Raw genomic sequence first — 20847 nt, forward strand, 5'->3', positions numbered from 1 at the left:
GATCGACCATGCCGCTTGATCCGGGACGCCTCGCGCGCGCCCACCGCGTCCGCACGCTGCAACTGGGGCTGGCACAGGCCGAGGAAGCGCGCGCGCGCGATCAGGTAGCGAGCGAGCAGGCGCTCGCGGGGCGGATCGCGCAGCTCGCCGCCGCAGTCGCGCCGACCACGATGGATTTGGGCGCGATGTCGCTCGCCGCCGCCGCGCATTACCGCGAACGGCTGCAGCGATCGTCCGAGGCGGCGACCAACCGGGTGCGTACCGCCGAATACGAGGCACAGCGCACGATGCAGGCGACGCAATCGGCGAAGCGCGACCAGAGCGCGATCGAGAAGCTGATCCAGCGCGGGCAGCAGGCGCTGGTCGAGGCCGAACTGCGCAGCCTCCAGGACCTGCCCGGCACGCCGAGGAAGAACCGGCACGATCCTTGCTGATCTGTCTGCCGGTGTCCTTTTGCCGGTGAGTCCACGTTCGTCCCATGACCGCGATTGCCAGCCTTTTGTCGACCACCGCCGCCGTGGCGCCGCCGATCACGGTCGCTGGCGCCGCGACGACTCCCCTCGCCACCTTCCTTGACCTGCTGCCGTCGCCCGGCCAGCCGGTGGCGGGGTCGGACGCGGTCGACGAGCGGCAAGACGATGCCGGCGACGGCAAGACCGTGCCGCAGCGGAATGAGGACGACGACGCGCTGGCGTGGCTCGGGGTGCCACCGGTGATGGCTTTCGCGATTCCCGGGGACTTGCCCGCCCCCGCGGCGAATGCAGCCGGGATCGCGCCGACCGGCACGAGCGCTCGGATCACTTCGTACCAGGGGACCGGGCAGCATAGAACGGACCTGCCGTCTCTGATTTCGCGCGACGTGCTGCCCGGCCCGACGCTGTCCGATACGGACGGTAGCCGGACGGTCGCCCCCGCGCCCGAGCAGCGTGCCGCACTCGCCCCACCGACGGTACCGCTGCCGGGTATTGCTGCCGATGGGGGCCCCGCAATGCCAGCTGATCGACCGGTGACCGACCTGGTCGTGCCGCAGCGCCTCGCTTCCGGTCTCGCCGGCGTGCCGATCGCGGGTGTGCCGGCGGTCGCGGATACGAAGGACACAGCGACTGGGACCGCCTCCCCCACCGGCGGCACAACAGCGCGCGAACCGGCGGCGTTCGCGTCGTCGCGGCGCGGCGGCAGTGACGCGGTACCACGCACCGCCAGTTCAATCGCGCCACCCGCCCGAGCGGCAACGATGCCCACCGAATTGCCGCAGGCCGCCACCGCTGCGCCGGCGGCGCGCGTGTTCGCCGCCGCGATCCACCGTGCGCTGGGCGAGCAGGATCAGCGTCCCGCGGTTGAGGCCACGCCGCCCGCCTCCGCCTATACGACACCAATTGCCACGGTGACCGCCGCCGGAGCGGCACAAGGGGGCGCGCTCGACATGCGGCATGCCGCGTGGCCGGCGGCGATGATCGAGCGGATCGCGACGATGCGCGACATGGCGGCGGAGCACGATACGCGGCTGCGATTGTCACCCGACATGCTGGGCACGATCGACGTCTCGCTGAGGCGCGACGGTGACGCGGTGCAGGTACAGATTTCCGCCGAGCAGGCGCAGACGCGCCAGCTGCTCGCCGAAGCGCAGCCGCGGTTGACCGAACTTGCGGATGCGCGCGGCGTGAAGCTCCACCTGACGAGTGGTCAGTCGGGCGCGACGGGACAACAGCCCGGCGGTGGCAATGGCATGGGTGGCGGCGGCGGCACGGGCGGCGACGCACCGCGCCAGCAGTCCGCCCCCGCTACATCCCTTTTCACCCGGCCGCGCAGCGTCGCCGAGCGCGACGACGCGGCCAATGACGAACGAATTGCCTGAGGAGGTAACCCATGAGCGAGAAGGAAGAAGCCGCGCCCAAGAAGAAGGGCAAGCTGGTCAAGATCGTCGGGCTGGTGCTCGGCATCGGCGTGCTGGTCGGTGGCGGCGTCGGCGCGGGCCTGTACGCGGCCAGCAGCGGGATGATCGGCGGCGGCGCGCACGCCGAGGCGAAGGAAGACCCGAACAAGCCGCACCTGGTCCCGAAGTCGGCGCAGAAGCGCGCGGGCGAAGGCGGCGGTGAAGGCGAAGGTGGCCACGGCGGCGGCGGCGGCGAAGAGGCGGCGGGTGCCAGCCACGGCGGTATCCCGACGCCCGAGAGCATGGCGGGGGACAAGTTCGCGTCCAACTACTACCCGATGGAGAAGGAGTTCACCTCCAACCTGCAGGATTCGACGCATTTCGTTCAGGTCGGGGTCGCGATCTCGACGCCGTACGACGACAAGGTGATCGAGCATCTGAAAACCAACGACATCGCGATCCGATCGGCGATCCTGATGACGCTCGGCGACACGACCGAGGAGCAGGTGTTCACCAGCCAGGGCAAGCAGCAGTTGGCGCGCAAGCTGGTCGCCGCGATCAACGGCGTGCTCGAACAAAAGGAAGGTTTCGGCGGCGTCAGTAACGTCTACTTTACCAATTTCGTTGTTCAGTGAACGGGCATGGTTAACAGGCCCGCAACCCCCGAATCAGCCGCTGCCCGCAAGGGGCAGCGCACCGCGTCCGAGCGGCGCGAGCGGTCGCGCGAGCAGGTCGGCGCCGATGCGGGGCTGCTGGGCCAGAGCAAGCTCCACCCTTTCGGCGATCTCCACACGCTGCAGCATCTGTCGGCACGGCTGGCGCGCAACCTGCGCCCCGTGTTCGAGGGCTATATGCGGACCGAGACGCGCTGCTGGGCAGAGCCGCTCGAGGTCGTCCGCTTCTCCGACTATCGCAGCGAGCGCGGCGACGCGCTGACCGCGTGGCTGCCGATGGGGATGGACGGTCGCGTGATGCTGTGCGCGGTCGACGGCGCGTTCGTCGTCGGGCTGCTCGACATCTTTTTCGGCGGGAGCGGCACCGATCCCGTCACCGCGACCGACCTGTCGCCCGCCGCTGAGGCGCTGGTGACGCGGCTGGGCGCCGGGATCGCCGATCAGCTCGAGCTGACGTGGGAGCCGGTGGCGCGCGCCGCCTTCTCGGTCGGCGGCTGCGAAACCAACGCCGCGCACGTGTCGGGAATCGAGAACGACGAGGTCATGGTCGTCACGCGCTTCGGCGTCGCGGGCGAGCAGGGCGCGCCGGTGTTCGTCGACCTGCTCTACCCGGTCGCAGCGCTCAAGCCGTTCACCCAGGTGCTGACCGGCAAGGTCGTCGCCAAGCCCGCCGAGGCCGACGCCCAGTGGCAATTATCGCTGACGCGCGCGGCGATGACGGTGCGGATGCCCGTCCGCTCGGTGCTGGCCGAGCCGGTGCTGCCGTTGCGCCGGTTGATGGACCTGAAGCCCGGCGACATCATCCCGATCGCGTTCAACAACGATGTGCCGATCGTGATCGGCGACACCTGCGTCGGCACCGGCACCGTCGGCACCTCGAACGGTCGCGCCGCGATCCGCATTTCCAAGCTCGAAGGACCTATCGCATGAACGACATGACCGCCGATTTCGCGGTGGACGCCGCCGTGGCGGCCAATCTGCGGCTGTTGCAGGACGTCGACGTCAAGCTGACAGTCGAGATCGGCTCGACCACGCTCGCGTTGCGCGAACTGCTGGCGCTGGGCGAAGGCAGCGTGATCGAGCTCGACCGCCAGGCGGGCGAATTGCTCGACGTATTCGTCAACGGCACGCTGATCGGCCGCGGCGAGGTGGTGACGGTGGGCGAACGCTTCGGCGTCAAGCTGCTCGAGCTCGTCTCGCCCGAGAAGCGCGGCTGAGGCCAGGCGCGATGATGTGGACTTACGTGCTCAAGCTGATCGTGCTGTTGCCGCTGGTGTGCGGGCTGATGATCGGTTCGCTGTACCTGTGGCGCAAGCTGGAGACGCGGATGCCCGGTGCGGCGGCGACGCGGACGATCGCGGTGCGTGAGACGATGATGATCTCGCCCGGGGTCAAGCTGGCGGTGGTCGATTTCGAGGGGCGCCGCCTGCTCGTGTCGGTCACGCGCACGGGCGTGACGCTGGTCGACAAGGGCGGCGCAGCGCCGGCGGCCGACGAGGTCCAGCCCGTCGCCGCCGCGACGCCGTCGTTCCGCGACGCGCTCGCCAACCTGACCCGGGGATCGCGCGCGTGAGTATCACGGTCACCCGCACCGGGCGCGGCCCCGCGCTGATCGCGCCGGTTTCGCCCCCGCGCCAGCCCGCGCACGGCTGGGTCCGCCTCGCGCTGGCGCTCGCTGCAATTGTCATCATGCTGTGCATCGCGGCGCCCGCGTTCGCGCAGGTCGCTCCCCCCGCCGGCGCACCCGCCGCGCCCGCGCCGGGTGTGGGCGACGCGATCGACCGCGCGCTCGGCCAGCTCTCGCGCGGGGATGCGAACGCGACGCCCGGCGGCGGATCGCTGTCGCTGTCGCTTCAGGTCCTCATCATCATGGGGCTGCTCACGGTGCTGCCCGGCATCGTGCTGATGATGACCAGCTTCACGCGGATCATCATCGTGCTGTCGATCCTCAGGCAGGCGATGGGATTGCAGCAGACCCCGCCCAACCAGGTGCTGATCGGGCTGTCGCTGTTCCTCAGCTTTTTCGTGATGGCGCCGGTGGTGAACCAGATCAACGTGAACGCGATCCAGCCCTATGCCGCCGGCCGGTTGAACGGCACGCAGCTGATCTCGACCGCAGGCGCGCCGCTGCACGATTTCATGGCCAAGCAGACGCGGGTCAAGGACGTGACGATGTTCGCCGAGATGGCGAAGTCGGGGCCGTACGCTCGCCCGAGCGACATCCCCTATTCGGTGCTGCTGCCCGCGTTCGTGACCAGCGAGTTGAAGACCGCGTTCCAGATCGGGTTCCTCGTGTTCCTGCCGTTCATCGTCATCGACCTGGTGGTCGCGACGGTGCTGATGGCGCTGGGCATGATGATGCTGTCGCCGACGATCATCTCGCTGCCGTTCAAGCTGCTGTTGTTCGTGCTGGTCGACGGCTGGGCGCTGACCATGGGCAGCCTCGCCAATTCGTTCGCGACCTGACGTACCCGCCCTACCCGACCGACCTCTCGCGGAATTCAACCGATGCAGCCCCTCGCCGACGCCGACTATTTCCTGACGATCGCAAACCAGACGATGTGGGTACTGGCGCTCGCCGCTGCGCCGATCCTGATCCCGGCGCTGTTGTCCGGCCTGATTCTCGGCATGGTGCAGGCGGCGACCTCGATCCAGGAGCAGACCTTGTCGTTCGTGCCCAAGCTGATCGTGGTGGCGGTATCGATCATGATCTTCGGCGCGATGATCTTGGGATTGCTGAGCGATTTCACGACCGAGATCTTCGCGCGTATTCCGGATCTGGTGCGGTGAGGCGCAGTGCCAGCGCGGCCACGCCCGCGCGTCCGGCACAAGCCCGGCCGGCGGGGCGGAAGCCCCGTCCGACGACGCGGCTTTGCCGCGGCGGGATTGACCGCACGGACGTAACCACGCCGCGGCAGAGCCGCGTCGTCGAACAAACGCTTCGCGCCTGCCGGCCGCGCTTGGTTGCGTGGGCTGCGGCCCGCAGCCTCTCGCACCCTGCGCGATGCTAGGTTTCGGCCTGGCCATCGAGCCGCAGCTCTGGGCGCTGCTGTTCGTGATGATCCGCGTGGGCGCGGCGCTGATCGCGGCGCCCGTGTTCGGCAACGTGTCCGTGCCGCTACCGGTGCGCGTCGCCTTGTCGGGCGCGATCGCGGTGCTGGTGCTCGGCACCAACACGATCCAGGCGCCGGCCGAGATCTTCACGCTGACCACGATCCTGTCGGTCGTTGCCGAGGCGCTAGTCGGACTCGCACTCGGCTTCGTGCTCCAGATCGCGTTCGCAGCACCACTTGTTGCAGGCGAGATCATCGGCGGCGCGATGGGAATCGGCTTTGCCAACATGATCGACCCCAATTCGGGGCGGTCTTCACCAGCGATCGGCCAGTTCCTGTCGATCATGCTGACGCTCCTGTTCCTGTCGCTCGACGGGCATCTGGTGCTCGTCGACATGGTCGTGCGCAGCTACCGCGCGATGCCGCCGGGTGCTGCGTGGCTGAGCGCGGGGCAGTTCCGCGACATTGCTTTATTCGGCGGCTACGCCTTTCTCGCTGGACTGCTGCTCGCACTGCCGGTCGGGTTCCTGCTCTTGTGCCTCAACCTCGTCATGGGAATGCTGTCGCGGTCGGCGCCCGCGCTCAACCTGTTCGCGATCGGCCTGCCCGCCAGCCTCGCGGTCGGTGTCGTCTCGATCGCGATCGCCTTCCCCGCGATGGGCGATTACCTGCAGGTCATCGTGCGTGAAGCGCTCGCCGCCGCGCAGAGCCTGGTGCTCGCCTGATGTCGGAGGGTGGCGACAAGACAGAAGCCCCAACCGCCAAACGCCGCAAGGACGCGCGCGAGAAGGGCGACGTCCTCAAGTCGAAGGACCTCGCCACCGCGCTCGTCGTGCTGGCGGGCGTCGCGTGGATGATCTTCTTCGGACCGCAGTTGATCGCGGCGTGCAAGGCGGTGATGGCGGCGAGCTTCACCTTCGATCGCGGCGACGTCGAGGATTTCCAGCCGTGGCGCCCGCTGGTGCAGGCGGGGTGGCGGCTCGCGCCCGCGCTCGGCACGCTGTTCGCGATCACGATGGCGGCGGCGGTGGTCAGCCAGGCGGCACTCGGCAGCCTGTCGTTCAACGCCTCGATTCTCTCCCCCAAGGGCGGGCGGCTAAACCCGGCGTCGGGATTGAAACGCATTTTCGGCACGAACGGCTGGACCGAGCTCGGCAAGTCGCTGCTCAAGGTGATCCTGCTGGGCGCGATCGGCGCCTACATGTTGTGGGGCGTGGCGCAGTCGAGCTTCGGCCTCGCTTATTCGAACATCAACCAGGCGATCTCGTCGCTCGGCTCGACGCTGACCGGCGTGCTGCTGGTGATGGCGATGGGGCTGGTCGGGATCGCGATGCTCGACGTGCCGCTCCAGATCATCCAGCTGCTCGGCAAACTCCGCATGACCAAGCAGGAGGTCAAGGACGAGCACAAGGAGAGCGAGGGCAACGCCGAGATGAAGGGGCATCAGCGCGCGCAGGCGCGTGCGATGCTGTCGGGCGGGGTGCGCAAGGCGGTATCGGAAGCGCATGTCGTGCTGACCAACCCGACGCATTTCGCGGTCGCGCTGCGCTACGATCGCGGGCGCGACCAGGTGCCGGTGGTGGTCGCGAAGGGCCGCGGCGCGACCGCGCTCGCGATCCGCGAGCTGGCGGGCGAGCGAGGCTTGCAGGTGCTCGAATATCCCGCGCTCGCGCGCGCGGTCTATTACACCAGTCGCGAGGGGCAGGAGGTGCGCGACGACCTCTACCTCGCGATCGCGACGGTGCTGGCGTTCGTGTTCGGGGTCAACGCTGCAGCTGGTGGGACGCAGCCGCCGGTCGAGGTGCCCGCGACCGCGCGGTTCGACGAACACGGTATCCAGCAGCGCTAAAGGATGCGCGGCGACGGCCGTTTAACGAGGTGCCATGACCACGACCAGCGCCACGAGCGGCACGACGCCCACGCCGACGCCCACCGCGACGAAGTCGACGGCGAGTGTCACGACCTCGGCGACCAATTCGCTGCTGACCTCGCTCGGCACCGGATCGGGGGTCGACACGTCCAGCCTCGTCACCTCGCTGGTGGAGGCGCAGTTCGCGGCGAAAAAGGGCGCGCTGTCGACCAAGCTCGACACGATCACCTCGCAGATCTCCGCGGTCGCGACGCTGAAAAGCAACATCACCGATTTCACCAAGGCACTCGAAAATCTGGTGAAAGGCGGCACGCTCTCGTCGCAGCCGGTGGTGTCGAACGCGGGCGTGCTATCGGCGACGACGCTGACCGGCGGCAATCTGTCGGGGCTGAACAGCACGATCAAGGTGACGCAGCTCGCGACCGCGCAGACCGCGGTCAGCAGCAAGATCACGACCCCGAAGACGACGACGTTCGGCGAAGGCACGCTGACGTTGAAGATCGGGACGGCAAGCTATCAAGCGAACCCGAATGATGCGGACGGCAAACCGGTCCCAGATACCATGACTGGTCTTGCCGCGAGCAGTTCCTTCGACATCAAGATCGACCAGACGAACAACACGCTGCCCGGTATCGCGGCCGCCATCAATGCCGCGAAGTCCGGTGTCACCGCGTCGGTGGTCACCGACGCCGACGGCGGCGCCTATCTCTCGCTGAAAGGGCCGACAGGCGCGGCGCAGGCTTTCTCGCTGATCGCGAGCGATCCATCGGGGGACTTGGCGCAGTTCGACGTCGGCAAGGGCGCGAGCGGCAGCTCGACGATGGCGATCTCCAGCAAGTCGCAGAACGCGAAGCTGACGATGGACGGCGTCGAGGTCGAGCGCGCGTCGAACGAGGTGAGCGACCTGATCGCGGGCGCGAAGCTCAACCTGACGTCGGTCGGCACGACGACGCTGACGTCCAGTCGCCCGACCACCGCGATCACCAATGCGGTGGGTGATTTCGTCGATACCTACAACGGCATCGTCCAGACGATCAAGGAACAGACCGACCCGATCACCGGCGTGCTGCGCGCCGACCCGGCGGCGAAGAACCTGCTGCGCGCGTTGCAGGGGCTGACCAGCAAGGTGCTGAACAGCGGCGCGGCGGCAGGCGCACCGAGCACGCTGGCGGCAATCGGCGTGCGCACGACGCGCGAGGGGTTGCTGGAGGTTGACGACACCGCCCTGACCGCGGCGATGACCAGCAACGCCGACGCGGTGGAGGCGATGTTCTCCTACGGCACGTCGAACGGCATCTTCTCGGCGATGCAGTCGCTGCAGTTGAACGCCACGAGTTCGATCTATGGTCTGGGCGCGTCGAACAGCAATTACCTGAAGTCGCGCACGAACGTGACCGACGCGCAGGGCAAGCTGACCGATCAGGCAGCGGCGATGACCACGCGGCTGACGCAGCAATTCTCGAGCATGAATGCGAAGGTGTCGGCCTACAAGTCGACGCAATCGTTCATGCAGCAGCAGATCGACCAATGGTCGAAGTCGTCGAACTGATGCGCCGGCCAGAGCCGACAACGGGGGCGAACTGACATGGCCTATGCCTCTGCGCTGCTGCGCGACCCGGCCCGCACCTACCGCGAGATCGATCTGGCGGGGCGCACCGCGGTCGCGGATGGCCCGGCGCTGGTACAGCTCCTCTACGAGGAGCTGATCGCGGCGCTGCGTACCTCGGCCTGGGCGGCCGAGAACGGCCGCTACGCGGTCAAGAGCGAGCGCGTGACGCGCGCCACCGCGATCCTGTTCGCGCTGGAGGCCAATCTCGATTTCGAGCGCGGCGGCGAGGTCTCGGTCGTCCTCGCCCGCCTCTACGCCGGCGCACGCCGCCGCGTGGTGGAGGCGAGCATCGGCCATTCGGGCGCGCCGTTCCGCCACGTCGCCGACGAACTGGACGAGATCGCACAAGCGTGGAAGCAGGCCCGCGCAGCGTAGCGGCGGCTGAACGTGTCGAGTTTCCCGCGACCATTGTCGGGATCGCGCTGGTCGGTCATGATCGTCCGCGCATGCGTAACAGACAAACGAGCCGCCGGTTCGAACGTCTTCTCGGCTCCGCGCTCGCGCTGCACCTGCTGAGCGCATGCAGCGTGCCTCCGCGCGCCTGCGCCATCCCGCCGGCCGGTTTCAATCCCAGCACGAGCGCGTTTATTCTTCGCAACTTTAGAGGAGTAGAGCTCCCGATGGTCGATGCGATCACCATCCGCCGGGACGGAGGGCTCGCGTTCAATGACGCGCCAGCCTCGATCGAGCAGATCAGCGATTATGTCCGGATGGACGCGCAAATGACTCCGCAGCCGTTCGTCACAATTGACTTCGATAAAGGTACCGACTGCGCGACGATCAACCTCGTCCGGGACACGGTCGCGCGAAATTTCGGCTGTACGGCAGAAGGTCACTGCCTGCAGGGGCCCCGGCCCGAATGGGCGACGCGCTAGGCCCGGCCGCTTACCCCGCCCCGGTCCCGCGCCCGATCCATCGGTGGCGGACGAAGAACAGCGTCGTGCCGACCGCGATCGTGATGCACAATCCAACGATCGCGTCGAACGCCCAGGGTTCGTGCGCGAACCACAAGCCGTCGACGTTCATCCCGTACAGCCCGGTGATGAAGGTGAGCGGCAGGAACACCATCGCCGCGATCGCGATCACCAGGCTGCGCGAATCGAGTTGTTCGGCGCGCAGGTCGGTCAGCGCTTCGTGGACCACGCTAGCGCGCTCGCGGATCGCCTCGACCTCCTCGGCCATGCGCGCGGCGCGGTCGGCGGCGGCGGATAGGTGCGCGCGGTCGTCGTCGCCGAGCCAGTCGCCCGGCAGCGTCGCGAGCCGTTCGAGTGCGATCCGCTGCGGGTTGAGGAAGCGGCGGTAGTTGATTGCCTCCGAGCGGACGCGCGTCACGCCGCGGCGCAGTTCGAAGATGCGCTTCACGTCGAGCTTCTGCTCGCAATCGTCGAGCCAGTCGCCGAGGTCGGCGACGACGGGATCGAGATCGGCGGTGATCTCGGTCGCAAAGGCGGTCAGCAGGTCGCCCGGATCGCGGACCGCACCCGACTTGACTTCGTCGACCACCGCGTCGAGCGCGACGAGCTTCTTGCGCGTCACCGACACGAGCCGCCCCTTCGCTGCCCAGATGCGGACCGACGCGAGCATGTCGCTAGATTCGATCTCCTCGTCGGTGCGACCGCGCAGGTTGAGGAACGCCCCTTCGCCCGATCCGGCACCCATCTTCTCGCAGCGCGGGCGGGTTTCGTTGGCGGTCAGCGCGTCGACCGTGAAGGGTTCGAGCCTGGCGCACTCGCGCAGCCACGTCTGCGCGTGTTCGGCGGTGGTCGCGAGATGGACCCAGACGAACGGCGCACCGCAGCCGAGCGCGTCGCCGATTTCGACTGGTTCGGCATGGCCGTCGGTGATGCGATAGGCGAAGCCGGTCACGCCGCACTCTCCATCGGCGCCACGTCGACCGTGAGACCCTCGACACTCGCGGTCGGTGCCGCATCGATCCGCTCGCGCACCGCGTCGGCACGCGCGCGGTCGAGCACCGCGAGCGGTACGCCCACGCGATGGGTGACGCGGTCGGCCTGCGCGAGCCAGCGTGCCTCGCGCAGGGAAAGGTCGTCGGGATCGAACGAGCGTAGGCGGATGTGCTCGACGCGCGGGGGCGCGCCGGCGGCGATCCGTTCCATCACGTCCGTGCCGTCATGATCGCCGAGCGGATCGAGCGCACCGCCCGCCGCGAGAGCGGCGCCGATCGCGCGGCGGCGCTGCGCCGTCTCGGGAAAACGCGCGCGCAGCGCATCGCGTGCCGCGTGGAGCGCGTCTGCCAACCGCCCGAGGCCGGCGGGCAGGATCGCCTCCAGCCGCTGGCGCACCGCGGCGGCGAGCCCCGCGGATACCCCGCCGGTGCCGACCGCGATCAGCATCGGCGCGCGGTCGACGATCGCGGGCAGCGTGAAGTCGCAGAGTTCGGGACGGTCGACGACGTTGACGAGCAGCCCCCGCGCCTTCAGCCGATGCGCCGCGGGCTCGTCGTCGGCGACGACCGCGAGCCGCGCCTCACCCGCCCGATCCTCGCCGACAATCGTCGCGCCGGCGCGCTCCAGCAGGCGGCGCTTGGCATCGGCGGCCTCACCCTCGCCCACCAGCACCACCGCATGCGCCGACAGCCGCACGAAGATCGGCAGCGCGGGCCAGTCGCTCACCGGCTCACAACCATTCGGGCACGCGCTCGGCCGCGAGGATCGTCTCGGCGGCGATGCGGTCGGCGACCACGGCGTAGCGATCGCCGTCGACCAGCACCTCGGGCACGAGTGCGCGGCTGTTGTAGGTCGACGCCATCGTCGCGCCGTATGCGCCCGCGCTGTGGAAGACGGCGAGGTCGCCGCTCGCCACGCGGTCGATCTCGCGTGCCATCGCGAACGTGTCGCCCGTCTCGCATACCGGACCCGCGATGTTGCCGGTCATCCGCTCGCCCGAGGGCCGGACCGCGGCGAAATCGTGCCACGCGTCGTAGAGCGCGGGACGCGCGAGGTCGTTCATCGCGGCGTCGACGATGACGTACGGATTGACGACCCCGGGCTTGACCCAGATCACGCGCGTGAGCAGCACGCCCGCATTCGCCGCGATGACGCGGCCGGGCTCGAACATCAATTCCACGTCCCAGCCGCGCGTGACGCGCTCCACCATCGCGCCGTAATCGGCGGGGGGCGTCGGGCGGTCGTCGGTCTTGTAGGCGACGCCCAGGCCCCCGCCGAGGTCGACGCGCGTGATGCGGTGGCCGCTGCTGCGCAGCTCATCGACCAGCGCCTTGACGCGGTTGTACGCGGCTTCGAGTGGGGCGAGGTCGAACAACTGGCTACCGATGTGGATCGCGACCCCTTGCAGGTCGAGGCCCGGCAGCGCGGACAGGCGCGCGAACATCGCCGCGGCCTGATCGATCGGCACCCCGAACTTGTTCTCCTTGCGCCCGGTCGAGATCTTGGCGTGGGTGCCGGCATCGACGTCCGGATTGACGCGCAGCACCGCGCGCGCGGTCAGCCCGCGCTCCGCGGCCAGCGCCGCGAGCACGACGCCTTCCTCCTCCAGCTCGATGTTGAACTGCCCAATCCCGGCGTCGAGCCCGCGGATCAGCTCGGCCGGGGTCTTGCCGACGCCCGAGAAGACGATGTCGGCGGCGGGCATACCGGCCGCCAGAGCGCGCGCCATCTCGCCGCCCGAGACGACGTCGGCACCGTAGCCTTCGGCCGCGAGCAGGCGGAGCACCGCGATGTTGGGATTGGCCTTGATCGCGTAGGCGAGGTGCTTGCGCTCCACGCCCGATAGCGCGTCGCGAAAGGTTCGCGCGTGATCGCGAAAGGCGGCGGCGGAGTAGACGTAGACGGGGGTCCCAACCTCGTCCGCGATGCGCGACAGAGGCACGCCCTCGCACCACAAGGCGTCGTCCTGATAATGGAAATGGGTCATTGCGGGGGCAGGTCGAACTCGTCGGGCTTGCGGGGCTTGGACTGGGTCAGCAGCTCGTTGCTGCGCGTCGGGCGTGCCTGCACCGAGGGGGCGAGCAGTTTGGCGACGCCCGGCCTCTCGGCCGCACCGCGCGGCGCGACGGGCAGGGCGGCGCCCGGCGCCGGTTTCAAATCCTGCGTCGACCCGCACGCGGCGAGTAGCAACGTGGCGGGGAGCAGCGTGGCGGTGAGCAGCAGCGGACGCGTCATGCCTTTTCTCCCCGCGCCGCGCGGATCGCTGCGCGCACATTGTCGGGCGCGGTGCCGCCGAAGCTCGTCCGGCTGGCGACCGAGGCATCGACCGACAGCACGTCGAACACGCGCGCGTCGATCCGCGCGTCGATCGCCTGCAGATCGGCGAGCGGTACGCGGTCGAGCGTGACGCCCAGCGTTTCCGCACGCGCGACCGCGCGGCCGGTGATGTGGTGCGCCTCGCGGAACGGCACGTCACCCTCGCGCACCAGCCAGTCGGCGAGGTCGGTCGCGGTCGCGAAGCCGCTTTCGGCTACCCTACGCATCCGATCGGTACGGAAGGTGACGCTCTCGACCATCCCCGTCATCGCGGCCAGGCACAGGCCGAGCAGGTCGTGCGCCTCGAACACCGGCGGCTTGTCGTCCTGCATATCCTTGGAATAGGCGAGCGGCAGCCCCTTCATCGTCACCATCAGACTGACGAGGCAGCCGGTGATCCGTCCGGCGTGGCCGCGCACCAGCTCGGCAGCATCGGGGTTACGCTTCTGCGGCATGATCGAGCTGCCGGTCGACCATTGGTCGGAGAGGCTGATGAAGCCGAACGGCTGCGACGCCCACAGCACGAACTCTTCGGCGAGCCGCGACAGGTGGAGCGCGCACTGGCTCGCCGCCATCAGATAATCGAGCGCGAAGTCGCGGTCGCTGACCGCGTCGAGCGAGTTGCGCGTCGGCGCATCGAAGCCGAGCGCCGCGGCGGTGGCGTGGCGATCGACCGGGAAACCGGTGCCCGCGAGCGCGGCGGAGCCGAGCGGGCACAGATTGGCGCGCGCGCGATTGTCGGCAAAGCGGCTCGCGTCGCGCGCGATCATCTCGTGATACGCCATCAAATGGTGGCCGAGCGTCACCGGCTGCGCGGATTGCAGGTGGGTGAAGCCGGGCATGACGCTGTCGGCGTGCTCCTCCGCGCGCGCGAGCAGCGCGGCGTCGAGTGCGCGGAGCGCGGCCAGCACCTGATCGGTCGCGTCGCGGACCCAGAGCTTGAAATCAGTCGCGACCTGATCGTTGCGGCTGCGCGCGGTGTGGAGCCGGCCGGCGACCGGCCCGATCGCGTCGGCGAGCCGCGCCTCGGTCGCCATGTGGATATCCTCGAGCGCGAGATCGACCGGCACGCCGTCCGCCGCGTAACCGTCCGCGACCCGCGCCAACCCTGCGTCGATCGCCGCCGCATCCTCTGCCGAGACGATGCCCTGCTGCCCCAGCATCGCGACGTGCGCGCGGCTGCCTGCGATATCCTGCCGCCACATCCGCTTGTCGAAGGGGATGGAGGCATTTATCTCGCGCATCACGGCCGCCGGTCCTTCGGCGAACCGCCCGCCCCACATCTGATTGGAACCGTTCATGTCAGCGCGCTCGGCGATCGTACTTCTCCTCGGGATCGCGACGACGATCGCGGGTTGCGATAAGCCCGCATCGGGTAACGGGCAAGCCGCAGCGGGCGACGCGAACGCGGCGGCCTCCACTGCCACTGCCCCCGCCGCTACCGCGGACGAGGCGCCGGCAGCGGCCGGCACCGCGCCCAAGGCCGGCACCGTCGATCGCAGTCACAAGGGCGAGGCCGCGCCCGCGGTCGCCTTCACAAATGCCGCGGGCAAGCCGCTGACGGTAAAGGCGTTCGGCGGCAAGCCGACGCTGGTCAATCTGTGGGCGACGTGGTGCGCGCCGTGCGTGAAGGAGATGCCGACACTCGATGCCGCGGCAAAGGCAGCGAACGGGCGCGTCCGTTTCGTCGCGATCAGCCAGGACATGGACCCGAAAAAGGCGCGCAGCTTCTTCGCCGAACGGCGGCTGTCGACGATTCAACCGATGTACGATCCGCAGCTCGGCTTCAGTCTGGCGCTGAACGCGAACCTGCCGACGACGATCCTCTACGACAAGCGCGGGCGCGAACTGTGGCGCGTCACCGGCGAGCGCGACTGGTCGAGCGCGGAATCGCGCGCGCTGCTCAGCGAGGCGTAACTGCTAGCGGCGATCGTCGCGCTCGTCCGCGCGGTCGTAGCCGCGGTCCCCGCTCTGGCGGTCGTCCACCGGTGCTCGCTCGCGATCGCGCAGCGATGCACCCGCCCCCTGCAACGCCGCGCCGACATCGTCGACCGCACGGTCGCCGTGGCGGCGGATCTGGTCGGCGAGGTCGTCCGCCGCGCGCGTGGTCTGGTTGGCCGCTTCGTCGACCACGTGCGCACCGACGCGGTCGGCCTGACCGCGGATCGCATCGCCGAGATTGTCGAGGCTGCTCGACACGTTCGCCGCAGCGTCGTTGACGTCGTCGGACACCGCAGCGCCGATACGGTCGGCTTGGCGGTCCGCCTGACGATCGATCTGTTCCTGGCAACCGGCGAGCGCGACCGAAGCGATCGCGGCGAGGATGGCGGGCTTGAGCATGGCGATGAACTCCTTCGTGCCGGCTCAATCGATGACGCGGCGAAGGGTTTCCCGCCGCAGCGGATCGCCCGCAGCGGCGCCCCGTCGTCGATACGGCCGCGGGTGTCGGCCGACGTCAGGCGCCGACGGACGCAACGGGCGATGCTCTTTTCCTGCCCGAGGACGTTCTCAGGACTTTGTCGGTCCCCTCACGCCCCGCGCAGCTTGAGTGGGTTGCGGCCGAGTTCGCGGGCCGACCGCGGCGGATCGTTGAGCGTGATCCTTTTGCCCGTCCACACCAGATCACCCGCCTTGCGCGCGGCCTGGAGCATGCGGTTGACGTGGACGGGGGTGAGCCCGAGCGCGTCGGACAGCGTTTCCTGCGTCAGCGGGACGTCGAAACCCTGCGCGCGGACCAGCCCGGCGAGTTCGAGCCGATCGTAGAGTTCGAGCAGGAGATCGAGGATGCGCTCCTGCGCGTTCATGCGCCCGAGGCGGGTCACCTGCGCGAGCAGATAGACCTCGTCGCACGCGCGGCTGGCGGCATAAGCGAGGTCGAGCGCCGCGGACGCGCCGCGCGGGGGCGCCGCGCAGACCGACAGCGGCGTCAGCGCGAGGATGGTCGAGGTCGCGATCGGATCGGGCAGTTCGCTGGTGCCGATCACGTCGCCGGGAACCAACAGGCTGACGATCTGGCGACGCCCGTCGACCAGCAGGCGAACGCGCGCGGCCCAGCCGTCGAGCAGCAGCAGCGCCGTCTCGACCGGGCGCCCCTCCGACAGCAATTCCTGGCGCGCGCGCATCGGATAGGCATCGGCGATCGCGGCATCGAGCAGGCGCATCGCCGGCGCGTCGAGCGCGGCGAGGCGCGACAGGCGCGCGATGATCGGGGGCGTCTCGGCGGCGGCGATCCGGGCGTTGATCATTCGCAAACTCCCTGCCCGCCCAGCGCGCAAACGGTCCAAGTCAATGCTGCATCCGCGGACGGCATGGTCAGGCGTGGCGTCGCACGGCACTTATCAGGCAGCGATGCTTCACCATAACCGGTCACGCGGCGATGCGGAACCCCCGCCGCAACCAGACGGGCCCCGGCGGGCCATGCCTGCGACGAACCGTCGGGACCGCTCACCCCTCCCCGGTCGCGAGCGGGAGGCGGATCGAGCAGTGCACGCCCCCGCCCCGGACGGTGAAACTGGTCGTGGCGCCGTGCCGGTCGGGCAATGCTTCCTCGATCAGCTCGCGCCCGAAGCCTTCGCGACCCGGCGTCGCCGATACGACGGGCACACCGCTTTCGGTCCACGAGAAATCGAGCACGCGCTGCCCGTTGTGCTCGACATCGACGTGCCAGCGGATCGCGACATGGCCGTTGCCGCGCAATGCGCCGAACTTGAGCGAGTTGGTGGTCAGCTCGTGGATCACGAGCCCCATCGCCTCCGCCAGCGACAGCGACAAGGCGACATCGGGGCCCGACAGATCCACCTGCACGCCATCGGTCGCACCGACGCTGACCAGCTCGTCGCGGATCAGGCTCTCGAGGTCGGCCGACCCGTCGGGATGACGCGTGACGCTGACCTGCGTCCGCGCGAGCGCGTCGAGCCGGCCGCGGAAGTGATCGATCATGTCGGCACGGTCCTGCGTCGCCTCCGCGGTGCGCACGAATACCGAGCGGATGACAAACAGGATGTTGCGCGCGCGGTGCTGCAATTCGGTCGCGATCCGAACGTAGCGCTCCTGGATCGTCCGCAGATCGTGGACGTCGGTCGAGGTGCCGAGCCATTCGACGATATCGCCGCATTCGTTGCGCACCGGAGTCGCACGCGTCGCGAACCAGCGATATTCGCCGGTTTCGGTGTGCAGGATGCGGCTTTCCATCTCGAGCTCGCCGGTGCGTTCGGCCGAGCGCCAGAAGGCGCGGGCCGCGGTCCGGTCGCTCGGGTGGACCGCCGCCTCCCAGCCGAAGCCTAGGCTCGCCTGCGCCGACAGGCCGGTGAACGCGGTCCATTGCGGACTCGACCACGTCCACTCGCCACCGTCGATCGCGCGCCAGACCAGCTGCGGTATCCCCTCGACCAAGGCGCGCTGTCGCGCCTCGCTCTCGCTCAATGCCGCCTGCGCGCGTTTTCCCGCGTCGATATCGATCGCGAACGCGACCAGGGTGCCGTCACCCAGTTCGCGCCCGGCCACCAATACCCAGGTGCGCGCGCCGTCACGGTGAAGTAGCTGCGTTTCGAACGGGCCGACGCGGCCGGTCGCGGCGAAGATCGTCCATTGCCGCCGGCTTTCCGCGACGTGCTCAGGCGCGACCAGCCCCTCCCAGGCGAGCACGCCCGCCTGCAACGCGGTGCGGTCGCGCCCCACCGCATCGAGCAGGCGATCATTGGCCTCGATCAGCGTTCCGTCGCGCGCCAGCACCAGGATGCCGAACGCATCATAGTCGAGGACACGCTGCACCTCACCGCTGCCGCGCGGCCGTGACGCGCCGCTTCCATCGGCAAGCCGTTCAACACGAAGCAGCGCGGCGATCGCGGGGTAATCCCGCTCGATCAGGTCGAGGTCGCGCGCGAACGACAGTTCGGGATGCGCCTGCGCCCAGAAATGCTCGGCACGAACGTAGGAGACCAGGGCCACGATCTGCGCGTAGCGTTCCGCGCCGACGCAGGCGGTCAGCGCCTCGGCGATCGGCACGATGTGGGCGGGATGGGCGAAAATGCCCGTGATCGCGTCGAGCAATGCCCCGTCGAGCGGCGAGCCGGCCGGCGGCAGCTCATCGATCGAACCAGTGCGCGCGATCGCCTCGACGAGCGCGTCGATCGCGTCCGCCGCGACGCGCGGGCGCTCGAGCAGCGCCACCACCGCCGCCTCGCCGAGCGGGGCGGCATCGCGGTCACCCGCGGGATAGCCGTGGCCGATCAGGCGGCTGAGATGCCGCACCAGACAATATTGCACCCCCGCGACCTGCGACAGGCGGACGAAGACGCGCTCCTTGAACAAGGCGGGTAGCGCATTGTCGAGATAGGCTTCCTCCGCGAACCGGCACAGCGCCTCCAGTCCGGCCTTGTCGCTGGCGGTTGTGAACCGTGCCGGGCTGATCCCCAGTCGCGCTGCCGCGCTCGCCTCCGCGCTGTCCGGTTCGGGCGCACTATCGGGCTCGGGCGCATCGTCGGGTGCGAACCCGTCGCGCTGGGCGTGCTGCGTCACCTCGACCCTACCCCTTCCCGCATGCTTCTATCCGCCGGTCATGCGACAACGCCGACGCGCATATTCTTGTCGACGCGCAGCATTGGCCTGCTCCGCGGTGATGACAACCGGTGACGCGCCCGAATCGACGCATCCGCTATGGTTACATTTCGTCGTCGCGGTCGCTGTCGGAGACGGCGGGCACCGGCGGGGGCGCATCGCCATCACGCGCGCGGCCCTTGAACCCTTGCGCGATCACATACCATTCGGACGAGTCCTTGCGGCTGGCGGGCGGCTTGGCATGTTTGACGGTGGTGAAGTTGCGCTTCATCTCCGCGACGAGGTCGGCGTCGGCGCCGCCCGCGAACACCTTGGCGACATAGGCGCCGCCCGGGCGCAGCACGTCGATCGCGAAGGCGAGCCCCGCCTCGACCAGCGCCATGGTGCGCAGATGGTCGGTCTGCTGATGCCCGACGGTGTTCGCCGCCATGTCCGAGAGCACGAGATCGGCGGCGCCGCCCAGCGCCTCGGTCAGCCGGTCGGGCGCGGCATCGTCCATGAAATCCATCTGCAGGATCGTCACGCCGTCGATCGGATCGACGGGCAGCAGGTCGATCCCGACCACGGTCGCGGCGGGGGTGCGCCGCTTCACCACCTGGCTCCACCCGCCTGGCGCGATGCCGAGATCGATGATCTTCTTCTGCCCGCGCAGAAAACCGAACCGCTCGTCCAGTTCGAGCAGCTTGTACGCCGCGCGACTGCGATACCCCTCCGCCTTCGCCTTGCGGACGTAGGGGTCGTTCAATTGACGCTCGAGCCAGCGGGTCGACTGCGCGCTTCTGCCGCGCGCGGTGCGGACGCGGGTGCGGCCGCCGGAACCTCCCCGGCTCATTTACGGTGACACATGATTCAGCGTGCTTCCATCAATCGGCGCAGGATACCTTCGCGGATGCCGCGATCGGCGATGCCGAGCCGTTCGGCGGGCCAGAGATCAAGAATGCCTTCGAGGATCGCGCAGCCCGCGACCACCAGATCGGCGCGCTCGCGGCCGATACATGGGAAACGCGCGCGCTCGGCGAGCGACATGCCCGCCAGATCCTGGCTGATTCGCCGCATCGCCGCCGCCGGCGCGATCAACCCGTCGACCTTGGCACGGTCGTACCGCTCGAGTTCGAGGTGCACGCTCGCCAGCGTCGTCACGGTGCCGCTGGTGCCGAGCAGCCGGGGGCGTTCGCCGGGATCGGGCAACCGGGCGGCGAAGGGCGCGAAACTCTCGCGCACCAACGCGCGCATGCGGGCGTAGCTCGCCGCGCGTTCGACCGCGCCGTCACCGCCGCCCGCGCTCTCGGTCAGCGAGACGACACCCCACGGCGCCGAATGCCAGTCGCGGACCGTCGGCACGGTGCCCGCGGTGTCGATCAGCACCAGTTCGGTCGAGCCGCCGCCAATATCGAACACCAGCGCGGGCCCCGTCCCCGGCTCGAGCAGCGCGTGGCAACCGAGCACCGCGAGCCGCGCCTCTTCCTCCGCGGAGATGATGTCGAGGTGTATCCCCGTCTCGTCATAGGCGCGCGCGATGAAGTCGTGACCGTTTTCGGCGCGGCGGCACGCCTCGGTCGCGACCGAGCGCGCGAGCGTGACGTTGCGGCGGCGCAGCTTGTCCGAACACACTTTCAGCGCCGCGATCGTGCGCTCGATCGCCTGGTCGGACAAACGCCCCGACGAGGCGAGCCCCTCACCCAGCCGAACGATGCGCGAGAAGGCGTCGACCACCGCGAACCCTTCGCCTTGCGGGCGCGCGATCAGCAGCCGGCAATTGTTGGTGCCAAGATCGAGCGCGGCATAATGCCGCGCGTAGCCGCCGCGCGCGTGCGGCGCATGCTGCCTAGCCGAACGGGCGGGGGCAGGGCCCCGCCGGCGCGGCAATTCGGCGGGAATTTCCACCATTGCCGTCGTACTCGCTTTTTTCTTCCGTCACAGATCGTTGACGCGATCTGCCGGTGCTTGAACATTACGCTAGCAGCGCCCGCCCCCCGCGGCAAGCGGCGG

General features: G+C 69.2%; 24 protein-coding genes. 14 read left to right on the forward strand and 10 right to left on the reverse strand.

Annotation, left to right across the window (positions count from 1 at the left end):
- The first annotated feature begins 8 nt into the window (after nucleotides 1-8).
- The 13 genes from KZ810_RS11295 (at nucleotide 9) to KZ810_RS11355 (ending at nucleotide 9954) form a co-directional block, all read left to right on the forward strand.
- Nucleotides 9-434, forward strand: coding sequence for a hypothetical protein (locus KZ810_RS11295; protein WP_219769219.1), 426 nt, complete (start codon nucleotides 9-11; stop codon nucleotides 432-434).
- A 44-nt stretch (nucleotides 435-478) separates the two neighbouring features.
- Nucleotides 479-1855 carry a flagellar hook-length control protein FliK gene (locus KZ810_RS11300; protein WP_219769220.1) on the forward strand — a complete coding sequence of 459 codons (1377 nt, stop codon included), beginning with the start codon at nucleotides 479-481 and terminating at the stop codon, nucleotides 1853-1855.
- Between the two features lie 11 nt (nucleotides 1856-1866).
- The gene (locus tag KZ810_RS11305; protein ID WP_219769221.1) at nucleotides 1867-2508 is read left to right on the forward strand and encodes a flagellar basal body-associated FliL family protein; all 642 of its coding nucleotides are present in this window, start codon (nucleotides 1867-1869) and stop codon (nucleotides 2506-2508) included.
- Nucleotides 2509-2514: 6 nt separating this feature from the next.
- On the forward strand, nucleotides 2515-3477 hold the full coding sequence (locus tag KZ810_RS11310) for a flagellar motor switch protein FliM (protein ID WP_219769222.1): 963 nt from the start codon (nucleotides 2515-2517) through the stop codon (nucleotides 3475-3477).
- Nucleotides 3474-3764 carry a flagellar motor switch protein FliN gene (gene fliN, locus KZ810_RS11315; protein ID WP_174193862.1) on the forward strand — a complete coding sequence of 97 codons (291 nt, stop codon included), beginning with the start codon at nucleotides 3474-3476 and terminating at the stop codon, nucleotides 3762-3764. Before KZ810_RS11310 ends, fliN begins: the two co-directional genes overlap by 4 nt.
- Before the next feature lie 11 nt (nucleotides 3765-3775).
- Nucleotides 3776-4120, forward strand: coding sequence for a FliO/MopB family protein (locus tag KZ810_RS11320; RefSeq protein ID WP_219769223.1), 345 nt, complete (start codon nucleotides 3776-3778; stop codon nucleotides 4118-4120).
- Nucleotides 4117-5013 (forward strand): flagellar type III secretion system pore protein FliP, encoded by an 897-nt coding sequence (gene fliP / locus KZ810_RS11325; protein WP_219769224.1) that lies wholly within the window; start codon nucleotides 4117-4119, stop codon nucleotides 5011-5013. The genes KZ810_RS11320 and fliP overlap by 4 nt, the downstream gene beginning before the upstream one ends.
- A gap of 42 nt (nucleotides 5014-5055) precedes the next feature.
- Nucleotides 5056-5337, forward strand: a complete 282-nt coding sequence (gene fliQ, locus KZ810_RS11330) for a flagellar biosynthesis protein FliQ (RefSeq protein WP_093006364.1) — start codon at nucleotides 5056-5058, stop codon at nucleotides 5335-5337.
- Between the two features lie 214 nt (nucleotides 5338-5551).
- Entirely contained in the window at nucleotides 5552-6325 is a 774-nt protein-coding gene (gene fliR / locus KZ810_RS11335) for a flagellar biosynthetic protein FliR (protein WP_219769225.1), read from the forward strand.
- Complete coding sequence (locus KZ810_RS11340) at nucleotides 6325-7449, forward strand: EscU/YscU/HrcU family type III secretion system export apparatus switch protein (protein ID WP_219769226.1); 1125 nt, start codon at nucleotides 6325-6327, stop codon at nucleotides 7447-7449. The genes fliR and KZ810_RS11340 overlap by 1 nt, the downstream gene beginning before the upstream one ends.
- A 34-nt stretch (nucleotides 7450-7483) precedes the next feature.
- Nucleotides 7484-9019: a flagellar filament capping protein FliD gene (fliD, locus tag KZ810_RS11345; protein WP_219769227.1), complete on the forward strand. Its 1536-nt coding sequence runs from the start codon at nucleotides 7484-7486 to the stop codon at nucleotides 9017-9019.
- A gap of 36 nt (nucleotides 9020-9055) precedes the next feature.
- The gene (locus tag KZ810_RS11350; RefSeq protein WP_219769228.1) at nucleotides 9056-9454 is read left to right on the forward strand and encodes a flagellar export chaperone FliS; all 399 of its coding nucleotides are present in this window, start codon (nucleotides 9056-9058) and stop codon (nucleotides 9452-9454) included.
- Nucleotides 9430-9954: an ExbD/TolR family protein gene (locus KZ810_RS11355; protein ID WP_219769229.1), complete on the forward strand. Its 525-nt coding sequence runs from the start codon at nucleotides 9430-9432 to the stop codon at nucleotides 9952-9954. The genes KZ810_RS11350 and KZ810_RS11355 overlap by 25 nt, the downstream gene beginning before the upstream one ends.
- Nucleotides 9955-9964: 10 nt before the next feature.
- Here KZ810_RS11355 and KZ810_RS11360 read toward each other — a convergent pair whose 3' ends face one another.
- From KZ810_RS11360 to argH, 5 genes are read right to left on the reverse strand one after another with little or no spacing between them, the layout of a single operon-like run.
- Nucleotides 9965-10945 (reverse strand): CorA family divalent cation transporter, encoded by a 981-nt coding sequence (locus KZ810_RS11360; RefSeq protein WP_219769230.1) that lies wholly within the window; start codon nucleotides 10943-10945, stop codon nucleotides 9965-9967.
- A complete protein-coding gene (locus KZ810_RS11365; protein WP_219769231.1) occupies nucleotides 10942-11712 on the reverse strand; it encodes a precorrin-2 dehydrogenase/sirohydrochlorin ferrochelatase family protein in 771 nt (256 codons plus the stop codon). The genes KZ810_RS11360 and KZ810_RS11365 overlap by 4 nt, the downstream gene beginning before the upstream one ends.
- A 4-nt stretch (nucleotides 11713-11716) precedes the next feature.
- The gene (gene lysA / locus KZ810_RS11370) at nucleotides 11717-12973 is read right to left on the reverse strand and encodes a diaminopimelate decarboxylase (protein ID WP_219769232.1); all 1257 of its coding nucleotides are present in this window, start codon (nucleotides 12971-12973) and stop codon (nucleotides 11717-11719) included.
- Nucleotides 12970-13221: a hypothetical protein gene (locus tag KZ810_RS11375; protein ID WP_219769233.1), complete on the reverse strand. Its 252-nt coding sequence runs from the start codon at nucleotides 13219-13221 to the stop codon at nucleotides 12970-12972. The genes lysA and KZ810_RS11375 overlap by 4 nt, the downstream gene beginning before the upstream one ends.
- Nucleotides 13218-14585, reverse strand: a complete 1368-nt coding sequence (argH, locus tag KZ810_RS11380; RefSeq protein WP_219769466.1) for an argininosuccinate lyase — start codon at nucleotides 14583-14585, stop codon at nucleotides 13218-13220. The genes KZ810_RS11375 and argH overlap by 4 nt, the downstream gene beginning before the upstream one ends.
- Before the next feature lie 16 nt (nucleotides 14586-14601).
- Between argH and KZ810_RS11385 the strand changes: the two genes are divergently transcribed.
- Nucleotides 14602-15219: a TlpA family protein disulfide reductase gene (locus tag KZ810_RS11385; RefSeq protein WP_219769234.1), complete on the forward strand. Its 618-nt coding sequence runs from the start codon at nucleotides 14602-14604 to the stop codon at nucleotides 15217-15219.
- Nucleotides 15220-15222: 3 nt separating this feature from the next.
- Here KZ810_RS11385 and KZ810_RS11390 read toward each other — a convergent pair whose 3' ends face one another.
- The 5 genes from KZ810_RS11390 to KZ810_RS11410 form a co-directional block, all read right to left on the reverse strand.
- Nucleotides 15223-15642 (reverse strand): hypothetical protein, encoded by a 420-nt coding sequence (locus KZ810_RS11390; RefSeq protein WP_219769235.1) that lies wholly within the window; start codon nucleotides 15640-15642, stop codon nucleotides 15223-15225.
- Nucleotides 15643-15830: 188 nt separating this feature from the next.
- Nucleotides 15831-16547: a Crp/Fnr family transcriptional regulator gene (locus tag KZ810_RS11395; RefSeq protein ID WP_219769236.1), complete on the reverse strand. Its 717-nt coding sequence runs from the start codon at nucleotides 16545-16547 to the stop codon at nucleotides 15831-15833.
- Between the two features lie 199 nt (nucleotides 16548-16746).
- Nucleotides 16747-18819, reverse strand: a complete 2073-nt coding sequence (locus KZ810_RS17390; protein ID WP_219769237.1) for a sensor histidine kinase — start codon at nucleotides 18817-18819, stop codon at nucleotides 16747-16749.
- Between the two features lie 142 nt (nucleotides 18820-18961).
- Entirely contained in the window at nucleotides 18962-19690 is a 729-nt protein-coding gene (locus KZ810_RS11405; RefSeq protein ID WP_219769238.1) for an RlmE family RNA methyltransferase, read from the reverse strand.
- 17 nt (nucleotides 19691-19707) lie between these two features.
- A complete protein-coding gene (locus KZ810_RS11410) occupies nucleotides 19708-20745 on the reverse strand; it encodes a Ppx/GppA phosphatase family protein (protein WP_219769239.1) in 1038 nt (345 codons plus the stop codon).
- Nucleotides 20746-20847: the final 102 nt, after the last annotated feature.

Origin of the sequence: Sphingomonas citricola, assembly GCF_019429535.1 — a bacterium.
Lineage (GTDB): Bacteria > Pseudomonadota > Alphaproteobacteria > Sphingomonadales > Sphingomonadaceae > Sphingomonas > Sphingomonas citricola.